At 39.6% G+C, this 15,114-nt stretch carries 13 protein-coding genes; 9 read left to right on the plus strand and 4 right to left on the minus strand.

Annotated features, from left to right (window positions below; translation table 11 throughout):
* Positions 1–262 precede the first annotated feature (262 nt).
* The 3 genes from rimO (at position 263) to CBE70_RS00355 (ending at position 4,067) form a co-directional block, all read left to right on the plus strand.
* Complete coding sequence (gene rimO / locus CBE70_RS00345) at positions 263–1,591, plus strand: 30S ribosomal protein S12 methylthiotransferase RimO (RefSeq protein WP_100157751.1); 1,329 nt, start codon at positions 263–265, stop codon at positions 1,589–1,591.
* Positions 1,592–1,806: 215 nt separating this feature from the next.
* A complete protein-coding gene (gene envC / locus CBE70_RS00350) occupies positions 1,807–3,099 on the plus strand; it encodes a murein hydrolase activator EnvC (protein ID WP_100157752.1) in 1,293 nt (430 codons plus the stop codon).
* 2 nt (positions 3,100–3,101) lie between these two features.
* On the plus strand, positions 3,102–4,067 hold the full coding sequence (locus CBE70_RS00355) for a divergent polysaccharide deacetylase family protein (RefSeq protein WP_100157753.1): 966 nt from the start codon (positions 3,102–3,104) through the stop codon (positions 4,065–4,067).
* A 51-nt stretch (positions 4,068–4,118) separates the two neighbouring features.
* On the opposite strand, the gene tdh is transcribed toward CBE70_RS00355, so the two are convergent.
* On the minus strand, positions 4,119–5,144 hold the full coding sequence (tdh, locus tag CBE70_RS00360) for an L-threonine 3-dehydrogenase (RefSeq protein WP_100157754.1): 1,026 nt from the start codon (positions 5,142–5,144) through the stop codon (positions 4,119–4,121).
* A gap of 9 nt (positions 5,145–5,153) precedes the next feature.
* Entirely contained in the window at positions 5,154–6,353 is a 1,200-nt protein-coding gene (locus tag CBE70_RS00365) for a glycine C-acetyltransferase (protein ID WP_100157755.1), read from the minus strand.
* A 270-nt stretch (positions 6,354–6,623) separates the two neighbouring features.
* On the opposite strand from CBE70_RS00365, the gene rfaD reads away from it, so the two are divergent.
* The 3 genes from rfaD to rfaC are packed head-to-tail and all read left to right on the plus strand — an operon-like array spanning position 6,624 to position 9,580.
* On the plus strand, positions 6,624–7,562 hold the full coding sequence (gene rfaD, locus CBE70_RS00370) for an ADP-glyceromanno-heptose 6-epimerase (protein ID WP_088494111.1): 939 nt from the start codon (positions 6,624–6,626) through the stop codon (positions 7,560–7,562).
* A 9-nt stretch (positions 7,563–7,571) separates the two neighbouring features.
* Positions 7,572–8,624 carry an ADP-heptose--LPS heptosyltransferase RfaF gene (gene rfaF / locus CBE70_RS00375; protein ID WP_100157756.1) on the plus strand — a complete coding sequence of 351 codons (1,053 nt, stop codon included), beginning with the start codon at positions 7,572–7,574 and terminating at the stop codon, positions 8,622–8,624.
* Complete coding sequence (gene rfaC, locus CBE70_RS00380; RefSeq protein ID WP_100157757.1) at positions 8,621–9,580, plus strand: lipopolysaccharide heptosyltransferase RfaC; 960 nt, start codon at positions 8,621–8,623, stop codon at positions 9,578–9,580. Before rfaF ends, rfaC begins: the two co-directional genes overlap by 4 nt.
* Positions 9,581–9,601: 21 nt before the next feature.
* On the opposite strand, the gene CBE70_RS00385 is transcribed toward rfaC, so the two are convergent.
* Positions 9,602–10,675 carry a glycosyltransferase family 9 protein gene (locus CBE70_RS00385; RefSeq protein WP_100157758.1) on the minus strand — a complete coding sequence of 358 codons (1,074 nt, stop codon included), beginning with the start codon at positions 10,673–10,675 and terminating at the stop codon, positions 9,602–9,604.
* 1 nt (position 10,676) lies between these two features.
* The gene (locus CBE70_RS00390) at positions 10,677–11,639 is read right to left on the minus strand and encodes a polysaccharide deacetylase family protein (RefSeq protein ID WP_100157759.1); all 963 of its coding nucleotides are present in this window, start codon (positions 11,637–11,639) and stop codon (positions 10,677–10,679) included.
* Positions 11,640–11,798: 159 nt separating this feature from the next.
* On the opposite strand from CBE70_RS00390, the gene rfaQ reads away from it, so the two are divergent.
* Genes rfaQ through CBE70_RS00405 form a run of 3 tightly spaced genes read left to right on the plus strand, consistent with a single transcriptional unit; the run spans position 11,799 to position 15,099 of the window.
* On the plus strand, positions 11,799–12,866 hold the full coding sequence (gene rfaQ / locus CBE70_RS00395; protein WP_100157760.1) for a putative lipopolysaccharide heptosyltransferase III: 1,068 nt from the start codon (positions 11,799–11,801) through the stop codon (positions 12,864–12,866).
* On the plus strand, positions 12,866–13,999 hold the full coding sequence (locus tag CBE70_RS00400; protein ID WP_100157761.1) for a glycosyltransferase family 4 protein: 1,134 nt from the start codon (positions 12,866–12,868) through the stop codon (positions 13,997–13,999). Before rfaQ ends, CBE70_RS00400 begins: the two co-directional genes overlap by 1 nt.
* Entirely contained in the window at positions 13,996–15,099 is a 1,104-nt protein-coding gene (locus tag CBE70_RS00405; protein ID WP_100157762.1) for a glycosyltransferase, read from the plus strand. The genes CBE70_RS00400 and CBE70_RS00405 overlap by 4 nt, the downstream gene beginning before the upstream one ends.
* The last annotated feature ends 15 nt before the right edge of the window (positions 15,100–15,114 follow it).

Genomic DNA, 15,114 nt, shown 5'->3' on the forward strand with positions numbered 1-15,114 from the left:
TATTTTTGCGGAAAGTTTCTCAACAATCATTTTTTTTATTGACGGATTTATGTACCATTAGCGTCGGTTCCGTGAAAAATGATGAATTGAAAAGACTTTGCCTTTTTACTCTACAGGATCCCTCTTCAGGCAAGCTATTAATAAATCAGCATCCCTTATAATGGCTATTTACGTATAAAATCACCCATTTTACGTAAGATTTATACCTGTCTGAGATACAACAACTATCTGTTATTTATTTAAAAGTATTGAGAACACGAGCATGTCGCAAACAAATCAAGTGCCTAAAATTGGATTCGTTTCATTAGGTTGTCCTAAAAATTTAGTGGACTCTGAACGTATCCTAACCGAACTGCGCACAGAAGGTTATCAAGTTGTTCCTACCTATAATGATGCTGATTTAGTCATCGTCAACACCTGTGGGTTTATTGACAGCGCAGTACAAGAATCGCTAGAAGCGATTGGTGAAGCACTCGATGAAAACGGTAAAGTGATTGTTACTGGCTGTTTAGGTGCAAAAGAGAACCAAATTCGTGAAGTGCACCCCAAAGTACTCGAAATCACAGGGCCTCATAGTTATGAGCAAGTTTTATCTCATATTCATCACTATGTCCCAAAACCTGATCACAATCCTTTTCTCAGCCTTGTTCCTGAACAAGGTGTCAAATTAACACCGCGCCATTACGCCTATTTAAAAATTTCTGAAGGCTGTAATCACCGTTGTACATTCTGCATTATCCCATCTATGCGTGGTGATTTAGACAGTCGTCCCATTGGTGAAGTATTAGGCGAGGCCAAAAGATTAGTCAATGCAGGCGTAAAAGAGTTACTGGTTATCTCTCAAGATACTTCTGCTTACGGTGTTGATACTAAACATCAAACGGGTTTTTGGGATGGAATGCCTGTCAAAACCAGTATGGTCAGTTTATGTGAACAATTAGCAAAATTAGGGATTTGGGTTCGTTTACACTATGTTTATCCATACCCACATGTTGATGATGTTATTCCTTTAATGGCTGAAGGCAAAATTTTGCCTTACTTAGATATTCCATTACAGCATGCAAGCCCTAAAGTTTTAAAACTGATGAAACGCCCAGGCTCTGTTGAACGTACCTTAGAGCGCGTAAAACGCTGGCGTGAAATTTGCCCTGAATTAACCTTACGTTCTACCTTTATTGTTGGGTTCCCGGGTGAAACTGAAGAAGATTTCCAAATGTTATTGGATTTCCTCACCGAAGCACGTTTAGACAGAGTTGGTTGCTTTAAATACAGCCCTGTTGATGGTGCGAAAGCCAATGAATTAGCTGATCAAGTACCTGAAGAAGTAAAAGAAGAACGCTATCATCGCTTTATGCAGTTACAACAACAAATTTCGACAGAACGCCTGCAAGAAAAAATCGGCAAAGTATTGCTAGTTATGATTGATGAAGTCGATGAAGAAGGCGCAATTGGCCGTAGCATGGCGGATGCTCCTGAAATTGATGGTGCTGTTTACCTCAATGAACAATTCGATGTAGAGCCGGGGCAAATCGTGCGTGTTCTTATTGAACATGCTGACGAATATGACCTGTGGGGTACTATCGTCGATTAATCTCTATCTTGGACAGCGCAATATTTTATTGCGCTGTCACACGGATTGCCTCTTTTTTCCTCTCTCCCTCTATTATTGCTTTATAATCTCTTATTAATTGAATAGATTACCTGTTAGGTATTATCTGAAATTTCGGCTTTATTTCGTGTTAGCTGGTCAGTTGTTTTGTGACATGAAATAATCTTACAAACTGTTATGAAAGGTACGTTGGTCAGATGGCAGAGAAAATGGATCTTCAAAAAAAAACACATCAGCCTTATCGTGTATTTTCTTTACCGTTAATCACGTTGCTTATTAGCACAGCACTCTTTTCAGCCACTCCTGTTTTTGCTAACTCATTAACGGATAATCGTAATCAGCTAAAAGATCTACAAACCACAATTGCTGAAAAAGAAAAACAGGTTCAAGAACAGCAAAGACAACGTACAGCCCTTCTTAATCAATTAAAGACGCAAGAAACTCAAATTTCTAGTGCTGGCCGCTCTGTGCATGAAACTCAAAATCGCTTACAAACATTGGGTAAAGAGATAAAAACTATTACCGCAAATATCACACGCTTACAAAAACAGTATCAGTCACAGCAAGCATTATTAGCACGTCAAATGGATGCGGCTTATCGTCAAGGTAAACACCAAGGTATTGAGCTCTTATTTCGTGGTGAAGAAGGTCAGCGTGAAGAACGTATTTTAGCGTATTACAGCTATATTAATGATGCACGTAAAGAAACAATGGCAGAGCTTGCTCAAACCTCAAAAGAACTTGAAGCCGAAAAAACAGCGCAGCAAGCAAAACAGAACGAGCAAAAACAAGTCTTAACGAAACAACAGCAAGAAAAACAAAAGCTGGATAATGCATTAGCAGCTCGACAAAAAACGTTAACCCAACTTGAATCCACCTTAAAAGCAGATCAGAAAAACTTAGCCACCATGCGGGCTAATGAAGCACAGTTAAGAAATAAGATAGCTCAAGCTGAACGTGAAGCGAAAGCACGCGCAGAGCGTGAAGCCCGAGAAGCCGCTCGTATTGCAGCCAAGCAGCGAGAAGCCCAACAGCGCGGTTCAACCTATAAACCAACAGCCGAAGAGCAATCATTAATGTCACGTACAGGCGGTTTAGGTAAACCCGCAGGTCAGGCAATTTGGCCTATTAGAGGTTCTTTATTACACCGTTTTGGTGAATCTATTTCTGGCTCTGGTGAATTACGTTGGAAAGGTATTGTAATACCCGCAGCACAAGGCACAGAAGTAAAAGCCATTGCTGATGGGCGAGTTTTATTAGCTGACTGGCTTCAAGGTTATGGTTTAGTCGTTGTGGTTGAACACGGTAAAGGTGATATGAGCCTTTATGGATATAACCAAAGTGCTTTAGTGAATGTCGGCCAGCAAGTAAAAGCAGGCCAACCTATTGCTTTAGTCGGTAATAGTGGTGGACAAGAGCGTTCAGCACTCTATTTTGAAATTAGACGTCAAGGAAAAGCGGTAAACCCTGTTCCTTGGCTTGGGAGGTAGATTTGAAATTACTTGGCACATTACAACGCAAGCACTCTTTTTTACTTAGTTTAATGTTGCTAAGTCTGGTTGTGAGCACTCCTGCATTTGCAGCCAAATTAGCCATTGTGATTGATGATTTTGGTTATCGAAAAAAAGAAGATAATCAAGTTTTACAACTTCCTACTGCGGTTTCTATCGCCATTTTACCTGATTCTCCTCACGGTAAAGAAGTGGCGACTAAAGCGCATGCACAAGGGCGTGAAATTCTGATCCATATGCCAATGGCACCCATTAGCAAACAACCGCTAGAGCGCGATACCCTAAAACCATCTATGGATCAGGCTGAAATTAACCGTATTATTCAGCACGCTATTAGTAATGTTCCTTTTGCTGTCGGTATGAATAACCATATGGGTAGTGCAATGACATCCGATAGACAAGCGATGGATAGAGTGATCAAAGCTCTTAATCACTCAAACCTCTATTTTTTAGATAGCGTGACCATTGGTAATACACAAGCTGCGATTGCGGCTAAAGCTGCTGGTGTTCCCTCTTTACGGCGCCATGTTTTTCTCGATAACGTACAAACCGAAGCTGAAACTCGCCAACAGTTAGCACGCGCAATTGCTTTAGCGCGTAAAAACGGTTCTGCAATTGCGATTGGACACCCTCACCCTTCTACTGTTAGAGCATTACAGCAACAACTGCCTTTATTACCTGCTGATATTCAACTTGTGGCACCAAGTAGCTTGTTAAAACCACAACAAGAAAAGCCCGAACAACCAAAACCGCCCAAAATCGAACCACCAACAGAACAACCGAAAGAGCCAAAACCTGCGTCATGGTTAAAACCCGCACAAGAAGCGATTATTTCGATGAAAAAAAGCACACTGATTAATACCTTATCAAGCGGATTTAGCTCATCAGAAAAAAAGAAAATACCGAATACACCTACTCCGAACGAAATCGGCGAAGTTGAAAAATAATGCAACAAAAAAGAGCCTTAAAAGGCTCTTTTTTTGCTTAATTATCACCTATCACTGCCAATCTAAAATCACTTTGCCCGATTGACCAGAACGCATGATATCAAAGCCTTTTTGGAATTCATCAATAGAAAATTGATGAGTAATAATCGGTGAGAGATCAAGGCCTGATTGGATAAGCGCCGCCATTTTGTACCATGTTTCAAACATCTCACGTCCATAGATACCTTTAATAAACAGTCCCTTAAAGATAACTTGTCCCCAATCAATTGCCATATCAGAAGGTGGAATACCTAACAGCGCAATACGACCACCATGATTCATCGTATTAAGCATGGTACGAAACGCTGGAGGCGCCCCTGACATTTCTAATCCCACATCAAAACCTTCTGTCATGCCTAACTCTTTCATCACATCTATCAGGTTTTCTTTGCTGACATTCACCGCTCTGGTAACACCCATCTTTTTCGCGAGATCAAGGCGATATTCATTAACATCGGTGATCACCACATGACGTGCTCCCACATGCTTACAAATTGCAGCTGCCATGATCCCAATAGGACCAGCGCCGGAAACCAACACATCCTCACCCACTAAATCAAAAGATAACGCTGTATGTACGGCATTCCCAAAGGGATCAAAAATAGCCGCTAATTCATCAGGAATATTGTCTGGAATTTTAAATGCGTTAAAGGCAGGGATAACCAGATATTCAGCAAAACAACCAGGGCGATTTACACCCACACCAATGGTATTACGGCACAAATGAGTACGACCACCGCGGCAATTACGGCAATGACCACAAGTGATATGCCCTTCACCAGAAACGCGATCACCAATATTAAAGCCTTTCACTTCTTGCCCTATCGCAACAATTTCGCCGATATATTCATGTCCGACAACCATAGGAACAGGAATGGTTTTTTGTGACCATTCATCCCAGTTATAAATATGAACATCTGTGCCACAAATTGCTGTTTTACGAATTTTGATCATTACATCGTTATGACCAAGCTCAGGTACCGGAACATCGGTCATCCAAATACCTTCTTGTGCTTTTAATTTTGACAGTGCTTTCATAGAGTAACCTTATGCAATCACATTAAGTTGCTTACCGATTTTGATAAATGCTGCAACAGCACGTTCAATTTGCTCTGTGGTATGTGCAGCCGACATTTGTGTACGAATACGTGCTTGGCCTTGTGGTACAACAGGATAGAAGAATCCTGTGACATAAATTCCTTCATCAAGTAAGCGAGTAGCAAACTCTTGTGCTAATTTAGCGTCACCTAGCATCACCGGAATAATAGCGTGATCAGCACCCGCCAATGTAAAGCCTGCCTCACTCATTTTTTCACGGAAAAGCGTAGCGTTACGCCATAAACGAGCACGTATTTCATCACCGGTTTTCAACATATCTAAGACTGCAATAGAAGCTGAAACAATCGCAGGCGCTAACGAGTTAGAGAATAAATAAGGACGAGAACGTTGGCGTAACCATTCAACCACTTCTTTACGTGCCGCAGTATAACCACCCGATGCGCCGCCTAATGCTTTGCCTAAAGTACCCGTGATAATGTCAACTCTGTCCATCACATCACAATATTCATGGGTACCACGGCCTTGAGCGCCGACAAACCCCACGGCATGCGAATCATCGACCATGACTAAAGCACCAAATTCATCCGCTAAATCACAGATAGATTTGAGATCGGCAATCACACCATCCATAGAAAACACGCCATCTGTCGCAATCATAATATGGCGCGCATTCTCAGCTTTGGCTTTTTCAAGTTGTACACGTAGTTCTGCCATATCGTTATTCGCGTAACGATAGCGTTTTGCTTTACATAAGCGCACACCATCAATAATAGAAGCATGGTTTAAGGCATCAGAAATAATTGCGTCTTCAGGCCCCATTAATGTTTCAAATAATCCACCATTCGCATCAAAGCAAGATGAATACAAAATGGCATCTTCCATACCTAAAAATTCAGCAATTTTATTTTCTAATGTTTCATGTGAATCTTGAGTACCACAAATAAAACGCACAGATGCCATACCAAAACCGTGGCTATCCATACCTGTTTTTGCTGCTTCAATCAGTTTGGGATGATTAGCCAAACCTAAATAGTTATTAGCACAAAAGTTAATAACATGGCTTCCGTCAGCAACGGCGATATCTGCGCTTTGTGAAGAGGTGATGATGCGCTCATTTTTAAAGAGGCCATCTTGACGAGTTTGTTCGAGTTGTTGATTAATTTGTTGATAGAAAGAGTGGGTAGACATACTTTCTCCTAAGACTACAGGGCGAAAAGAGGTAACATACATTTTTGATTATAATGTAGTCGTTATTGTTTCTTATTCTATTCCTTTGTTCTATTAAAAACGACAAATGTAAATAAATAATGTTATTTGTGTAATTAAGATCACTAATACACACTGTGTTTTTCGAGAATTTCAGCCTGTTGTTCCGTGATGAATACTACCGTTAACGCTGTTCAGTGTTATTATAGACCTAGAGCTAATTTTTAGATTTTTATATGAAGGGGTAGCCACATGATTATCGTCACGGGCGGTGCAGGTTTTATCGGCAGCAATATTGTTAAAGCATTAAATGATGAAGGTTATACGGATATTTTAGTTGTTGATAACCTTAAAGATGGCACCAAGTTCGTGAATTTGGTCGATCTGAATATTACCGATTACATGGATAAAGAAGATTTTATTGCGAGCGTTGTTGCGGGTGATGATTTCGGCGATATCGATGCGGTTTTCCATGAAGGTGCTTGCTCATCTACCACTGAGTGGGATGGCAAATACATGATGGATAACAACTATCAATATTCTAAAGAGCTACTTCATTTTTGCCTTGAGCGCCAAATTCCTTTCTTATATGCCTCTTCTGCTGCCACTTATGGTGGTCGTACTGATAATTTTATCGAAGATAGAAAATACGAAGCGCCTTTAAATGTTTACGGTTATTCAAAATTCTTATTCGATGAATATGTGCGCCAAATTTTACCTGAAGCAGATTCGATGATTTGTGGCTTCCGTTATTTTAATGTTTATGGCCCTCGTGAAGGACATAAAGGTGGTATGGCAAGTGTTGCATTCCATTTAAATAACCAAGTAAATGCTGGACAAAATCCTAAGTTATTTGAAGGAAGCGAAACCTTCCAACGCGACTTTATTTATGTAGGTGATGTTGCTGCGGTTAATTTATGGTTCTGGCGTAATAATGTCTCGGGAATTTTTAACTGTGGTACAGGTCGTGCTGAATCATTCCAAGCGGTTGCAGACGCAGTGATTGCACACCATAAAGATAAAGATCTCTCTATCGAACATATTGAATTTCCAGAAAAATTGAAAGGTCGCTATCAAGCCTTTACACAAGCAGATCTCACAAACTTACGTAAAGCAGGTTATACCGCACCATTTAAAACGGTTGCCGAAGGCGTCGAGCTTTATATGCAATGGTTAAATCAAGGTAAGTAATCGCTGTTTATGAAAATCTTTGTGGTAGGGCCTTCATGGGTCGGGGACATGATGATGTCTCAAAGTCTTTATCGTACATTGAAAGCATTACATCCTGCGGCAACGATTGATGTGATGGCACCTGCATGGTGCCGTCCATTACTCGAAAAAATGCCAGAAGTTGATAATGCCATTCCAATGCCGTTAGGCCATGGTGCGTTAGCGCTTGGTGAACGACGTCGTTTAGGAAAGCAATTAAGAGAGAATGGTTACACGCACGCTTATGTATTACCTAACTCGTTAAAATCTGCATTAGTTCCTTTCTTTGCAGATATTCCTAAGCGTACAGGCTGGCGTGGAGAAATGCGTTACGGCTTATTAAATGATTTACGCCCTCTAGATAAAGACGCCTTTCCGTTAATGGTTGAACGCTATGTCGCTCTGGCTTATGACAAGCAAAAAGTAAAAAAGGCGACAGATTTACCTCAACCTCTACTTTGGCCTAAGTTATCTGTCACAGAACGTGATATATCTACCACATTGACTCAATTTTCATTATCTACACAGCGCCCTGCGATTGGTTTTTGCCCCGGAGCCGAATTTGGCCCTGCAAAACGCTGGCCTCATTATCATTATGCAGCTTTAGCGCAGAAGTTAATTGCTGAGCAAGGTTATCAGATTTTCCTTTTTGGCTCTCAAAAAGATAAAGAAGCCGGTGAAGAGATAAAGCAAGCCTTAACGCCAGAAGCCCGTGAAGCCTGTTTTAATCTTGCTGGCGAAACCAGCCTTGAACAAGCAGTGAATCTAATTGCATCTTGTAAAGCCGTTGTCAGTAATGACTCTGGTTTAATGCATGTGGCAGCCGCCTTAGAGCGCCCGCTAGTCGCCCTTTACGGTCCAAGCAGTCCTGATTTTACGCCACCATTATCCCACAAAGCGCGCGTGATCCGTTTAATTACGGGTTATCACAAAGTCCGTAAAGGGGATGCTGAACAAGGTTATCATCAAAGCTTAATTGATATTCAGCCAGAGCAAGTCTTTGCGGAGCTTGAACATTTACTGTCAACGGAGCCATCAGCGTGAAGCGGGTATTAATCGTTAAAACCTCTTCCATGGGCGATGTGTTACATACATTACCAGCATTAACTGATGCCATAGCTGCATATCCTGATATCCGCTTTGATTGGGTAGTCGAAGAGGGTTTTGCACAGATCCCAAGCTGGCATCAAGCTGTTGATACCGTTATTCCTGTGGCAATACGCCGTTGGCGTAAAAACTGGTTTAGTGCGCCTATTCGCGCTGAACGCGCACAATTTCGGCAAGCAATTAAAGCGCATCATTATGATGCGGTTATTGATGCACAAGGTTTACTAAAAAGTGCATTTTTAGTCACTCGATACGCCAAAGGCACTAAACACGGCTATTCCCGTCAAAGTGCCCGCGAACCTTTAGCGAGTCTTTTTTATAATGTTCGCCATGATGTCAGCAAAAAAATGCATGCCGTTGAACGTATTCGCCAACTATTTGCACTGAGTTTAGGTTATCCAATCCCACAATCTCAGGGTGATTATGGAATTGCACAGCATTTTCTCTCACTTCCATCCTTTGATGAACGCCCTTATTTGGTATTCTTGCACGCAACAACACGCGATGAGAAACATTGGCCAGAATCCCATTGGCGAGACTTAATCGCCCTACTCGCAGATTCTGGATTACGTATTAAGTTGCCTTGGGGCGCAGAGCATGAACATCAGCGCGCTATTCGCCTAGCCAAAGATTTTGACTATGTTGATGTGCTACCAAAAATGTCACTCGCCGATGTTGCTCAAGTGATTGCTGGTGCGAAGAGTGTAGTGTCTGTGGATACCGGTTTAAGCCACTTAACCGCAGCATTAGATAAACCTAATATCACCTTATTTGGTCCTACCGATCCCGGATTAATCGGCGGCTATGGTAAAGACCAAACGTCTGTAAAAGCGGATGATGGGGATATTGGGGAGATAAAGCCACAGCAAATATTCGACCTTCTTGATATTTAGTCTTATAGACCCTAAAGATCATTAGCCTTTTAGGGTTTTATTGACTGCATTAAAGACTTCATCAACAGTAATTACATCCATAATCAACTCCGGAGCTTCACAAAAGAGAGGCTCTTTCTTAATCACTGTATGTAGTTCAAGATCTTGGTAAGGACCTGTAGAACAAGGATTTGCGGTGACAAATAAACTCACAGTTGGTCGCTTTAATGTAATCGCTAGATGTAAAGGCCCTGTATCACCTGTCACTAATACGTCCATCATATTGATATGGCTTAATAAGTCAGGTAATGACGTTTTACCTACTAAGTTCTCTATATTTTTGTGATAATTAACAGGAAGTAATTTGAAAAATTCATCAGATAAACTTTGCTCATGAGGAGCGCCAATTAATTTAATTATCAATGAATTATCACTGTTAATTAATTTTTGAGCTAACTCGACAAAATGAGAGATAGCCCATCTCCGTTCTGGCGTTGACGTTCCCATCTGAAAACCGATTACTTTATATTCTGTTTTTGGTAATAACTTTATCTTACAAGGCAACTCCATATCAGTGCTTACATTTGTGATACCTAAATGACTGATGAGATCTAATTTACTTTGAACAAGATGTACTGGTGTGGTGTTATGATCAGCAACAATCCATTTTGTAAACCACTTAGGAAGTTCATGAAAAGTATTACGTAAAATATATTGGCAACCTGCCATTACTGCGAATAGAACATCATAAGGGAGGTGAGAATGTAAAATTACGGCTAATTCAGGCTTATATTTTTTCGCCTGTAAGGCAATAGGAAGTAAGTTTTTTATTTTATTATCCCAATAAATCACACTGTCTATTTGGTCATAATTCTCTACTAATGACCGGTTTTTCTCACTCGAAACTAATGTGATATGAGCATCTGGATAATGCGCACGGATCGCTCTTATCGCTGGGGTATTAAACATAAAATCCCCAAGCGCAGTCGTTGAAAAAATAAGAATACTGTTAAATTGAATATCTGATGAAAACGTATCCGTTTTTTTCATCTTGCCAAAAAGTGGGTTATAGATATTTAAGAAGTTATGTACCCATTTTAGTTTTTTCAACTTCATCTTATTTTGCCTGTACCTTACTTTGATAATACTCAGCCAACGTCATGCCCTGTACTTTATCTTTTAAGAAACTAAATAGCGTTTCTAAATCGTTATATAGCCCTTCAATATCTTTTTCTGTGCGGAATGTTGGACTACCACCCGGCATAAATTCAGACGAGTGCAACATAAACTCAATATGAGAGTGGCCTTGAGCTAAAGATTTTTCTGCCACTTCAATCATCTGCTGTGCATTGCCACCTTTAGGGCGAAGCCAATTTACTGAAGGCGCTCGCTGTTTACCTCTTAATTTATCATAGCCTTGTTTAACTTTATTCATTAAAGGCGAGTGCTTATATTGAATACTCATTGGCACTTCTAGCAACGTAGAATTACCTTCTTTAGTGATATTATCTAGATCCATAAAATAAGCATGACTTGGAAAATCTGTGTAATTAGTACCACCAGATTGTGCCGGATCACCTTTGGTAAAACGCCAATCCACTTTAGGCGTTACAGAGCAATCAACTTGATAACCGAACTCAACTAAAAGCTGTGCATAAATTTCATTAAATGCCCAACGACCAGCTCGATGACTTAACATCTTGGTTTGTAGTTTATCTTCAAGTAAGTCAGTCATTAATGCGATTTTTTCTCGCATTTGTGCTTTAGGGTATTCAATTAAATAAGGCTGATAACGTAAATCGTCATCTGTTAAAGGTGTTATTGGTGGGCTATTCCAAGCATGTAAGTGCATACCAATTTCCCCCGTATTACGTGCAAGAACATCACGAGCAAACTCAATATAAGCATCATCCATTACCATTTCATAGTTTGTTAGCCAAACTGGCTTAAAATGAAAGCGCTCACAAAGTTGCTGAAAACGGGGTAAAAAATGCGTATTTTGTGTAGTGATATCACGTTCATTTTCCCAAAGATTATCGCCTTCAGTATCTAATGTGATAATAAATGCTGGTTTTTTCATGCATACCCTGCCAATTAATGGATAATAGGCTAATAAATTTATATTTAATACTATGGCATGCAGTGTAAAACATCAATTCAATCAATATAAATTAGGTTTTATGGATGCTTTTGACTGTTTTGTTTACAATTAGAGTATCTCACTAAAGCTAAAGTAATTATGACTAATATAAATCAATCATTTAATAGAATACTGGTTATTAAACTCCAACATCATGGAGATATGTTATTAACAACGCCCGTTATATGCTCATTAAAATCAGCTTATCCTAATGCAACGATTGATGTTTTATTATACAAAGAAACATTACCTATGCTTGAACACAACCCATTCATCAATAATATTTTTTATCTTGATCGTAATTGGAAACATCAAGGTAAATTGACTCGATTAAAAAAAGAGTGGGAGCTTGGCCGAGCATTACAAAAACAGCAATATGATTTAGTTGTTAATTTAGCTGATCAGTGGAAAGCTGCAATTTTTGCTTTAGTCACTAAAGCACAAGTGCGCTTAGGTTTTGAATTTGAAAAGCGCAAAAACAGTCAGTTTTGGCAAAAATGCCACAATATTATTGTCTCTACGGCAGATCATGGACAGTTACACACTGTTGAACAAAATCTGAGTATCCTTGCTCCACTAAATATCCCTATCATTTCAGATGTTATGATGGCTTATAGCGAAGCAGATAAACAGTGGTTAACTGAAACTATTAAAAAATATCATCTCCCTAAAAACTATATCGTTATACAACCAACCTCTCGCTGGTTTTTCAAATGCTGGGATGAAGATAAAATGGCGACTTTAATTACAAAGCTTCAGCAAAATCATTATTCCGTAGTTTTAACTTCGGGCCCAGAAGCAAAAGAATTAGAGATGATACAAACTATTTTGGCACACTGCCCAAACAAAAAAATGATAACGGTTTTAGCTGGGCAAACATCTTTATCTCAACTTGCTGTATTAATTGATAATGCGAAACTTTTTATCGGTGTCGATTCTGTTGCAATGCATATGGCTGCTGCATTAAAAACGCCTTTAGTTGCTCTTTTTGGCCCTTCTAAACTTGAACATTGGCATCCTTGGCAAGCGGTAGGTGAAACAATATGGGCAGGCAATTATGACGATATTCCACATCCAGACCATATAAAAACAGACACCCAACAACGTTATCTTTCCGCCATTCCTGTTGATGTGGTTTACAACACAGCTATAAGGCACTTATCTTAATGAATCACCCATTACGACTCGCCATTGTTCGACAAAAGTATCGCCCTGATGGTGGTGCTGAGCGCTTTATTGCCCGCGCATTAGATGCATTATCAAACGATGATCTTGAACTCAATGTGATCACGCGAGAATGGCAAGGTGAAACTAACCCAGATTGGCATATTCACTTATGTAACCCTCGAAAATTAGGCAGAATTAGCCGAGAATCGGGTTTCGCTAAAGCAGTCAGAGCGTGTTGGCAAGAACATCATTTTGATATTGTTCAAAGTCATGAACGTATCGCAGGTTGTGATATTTTTCGTGCTGGCGATGGTGTGCATCGCCGATGGCTATTACAACGTCAAAGAATATTGCCGAATTGGAAAGGTCGTTGGTTATTTTATGATAGATACCATCGCTATGTTATGAATGCAGAAAAGCAGATGTATGCTGATCCTGCTTTAAAACAAGTTATCTGTAATTCACAGATGGTAAAAAATGAAATTATTGAGGATTTTGGTGTCTCTGCCGATAAAATAACTGTCATTTATAATGCAATTGACCATAATGTTTTCGTACCTGCGACGAAGTCTCAAAAACAGAGATTAAAGACTCAATATGATATTCCACAAGATGTACCTTGTTTTATTTATGTGGGATCTGGTTTTGAACGCAAAGGATTAGCTGCTGCTATTTCAGCAATAGCAAAGACATCAGCTATATTGTTAGTTGTTGGAAGTGATAAAAATCAGCGTAAATATGAACAACTCGCGACACAATTAGGTTGTGAGCAACGTATTTTCTTTTTAGGTATGCAGAAAAAAACTCTCGATTTTTATCAAATGGCAGATGCATTGCTTCTTCCTACTCTTTACGATCCTTTCCCTAATGTTATTCTTGAGGCATTATCGTGCGGTTTACCAGTGATCACTTCAACAACTTGTGGTGGTGCTGAATTTATTCAAAATGGTAAAAATGGATTTGTTTGTGATGCGTTAGATATTTCAGCATTAACTGATGCAATTATACAGATCCCAAAAAATACAGCGTGGACTGCAATGTCGCAAGTGGCGAGAGAGACTATCCTTCCCTATACGCCACAACGATTATCAGGCGAGCTTATTTCACTTTATAAACGGATATTATCCTTGTGAGTCAACAACATATACTTTTTATTATTGATGGATTACCGGGCGGTGGTGCTGAAAATGTCACGCTCAGGCTAGCTAATGGTTTTCATCAAGCAGGATATCAAGTCACATTGCTATCCTTACATAATAAATTAGCGTATGAACTACCTGATTTTATTGATTATATTGTTGATCATGATAACTATCGTGGGATTTTTAGAAAATTAACTGAAATATCGCGTAGAGCAAAATCGCTTGATAATGTACTCACTCAACTTTTTGCTAAAAAAGGACGCCCTGCGCTTGTTCTTTCTAACTTACATAAAACAGACCGTATTGTTTGCCGATCCAAACAACTAAAAAGCTGCAATGTTTGGTACTGTATTCACGGCATTTATTCTCAATCTTATCTTGGCAATAAATCGGGATTTTCATATTGGCTGAAAAAAATAAAAATCCAACGAGTTTATCGAGATAAAAATCTCGTTTGTGTTTCTAATGCGGTAAAAGATGATCTAATCAATGCCATTGGTATTCATGCTGAACAACTAAAAACTATTTATAACCCATTTAATATTGAAGAAATACAGCAAAAGGCCACCCTTTCTAATCCCTTTGCTGAACAAGATTATATCTTGCATGTGGGTCGATTACATGAAGTAAAAAGACAAGACAGATTAATTGAGGCTTTTGCTAAAGCTGATTTACCTTGCCAACTTATTATACTAGGTGAAGGCACTCCTACCGTTAAACAGCGATTAGAAGCTCAAATTAAACAACTTAACTTAATGGAGAAAGTCACCCTTGCGGGATTTACCCCAACCCCTCTCCCTGTAATCAAAGGCGCTAAAGTGGTTGCATTAAGCTCTGATAGTGAAGGGCTTCCTACTGTATTAATTGAAGCATTAATATGTGGTGTGCCTATCGTCAGTACCCGATGCCCTGGTGGGGTCAGCGAAATTATGACAGACGAACTTTCTGATTACCTTTCTACAATGGATAGTGACTCTCTCGCAGAAAAACTTCGCCTTGCATATTATTCACCACCTCAAATATTGCCATCATTCTATGCAAAATTTGAACTAAACCATATTTTAAAGCAGTATATCGCTTTAATTCCCTAATCCGCGCTTACTTGT

Origin of the sequence: Proteus columbae, assembly GCF_002777965.1 — a bacterium.
Taxonomy (GTDB): Bacteria; Pseudomonadota; Gammaproteobacteria; order Enterobacterales; family Enterobacteriaceae; genus Proteus; species Proteus columbae.

What these genes read in the sequence shown, in the direction of transcription:
- rimO (WP_100157751.1), top strand. Translation starts at nt 263, where the DNA reads ATGTCGCAAACAAATCAAGTGCCTAAAATTGGATTCGTTTCATTAGGT.
- CBE70_RS00390 (WP_100157759.1), bottom strand. Translation starts at nt 11,639, where the DNA reads ATGAAAAAACCAGCATTTATTATCACATTAGATACTGAAGGCGATAAT.
- rfaF (WP_100157756.1), top strand. Translation starts at nt 7,572, where the DNA reads ATGAAAATCTTTGTGGTAGGGCCTTCATGGGTCGGGGACATGATGATG.
- tdh (WP_100157754.1), bottom strand. Translation starts at nt 5,144, where the DNA reads ATGAAAGCACTGTCAAAATTAAAAGCACAAGAAGGTATTTGGATGACC.
- rfaD (WP_088494111.1), top strand. Translation starts at nt 6,624, where the DNA reads ATGATTATCGTCACGGGCGGTGCAGGTTTTATCGGCAGCAATATTGTT.
- CBE70_RS00400 (WP_100157761.1), top strand. Translation starts at nt 12,866, where the DNA reads ATGAATCACCCATTACGACTCGCCATTGTTCGACAAAAGTATCGCCCT.
- envC (WP_100157752.1), top strand. Translation starts at nt 1,807, where the DNA reads ATGGCAGAGAAAATGGATCTTCAAAAAAAAACACATCAGCCTTATCGT.
- rfaQ (WP_100157760.1), top strand. Translation starts at nt 11,799, where the DNA reads ATGACTAATATAAATCAATCATTTAATAGAATACTGGTTATTAAACTC.
- CBE70_RS00385 (WP_100157758.1), bottom strand. Translation starts at nt 10,675, where the DNA reads ATGAAGTTGAAAAAACTAAAATGGGTACATAACTTCTTAAATATCTAT.
- CBE70_RS00365 (WP_100157755.1), bottom strand. Translation starts at nt 6,353, where the DNA reads ATGTCTACCCACTCTTTCTATCAACAAATTAATCAACAACTCGAACAA.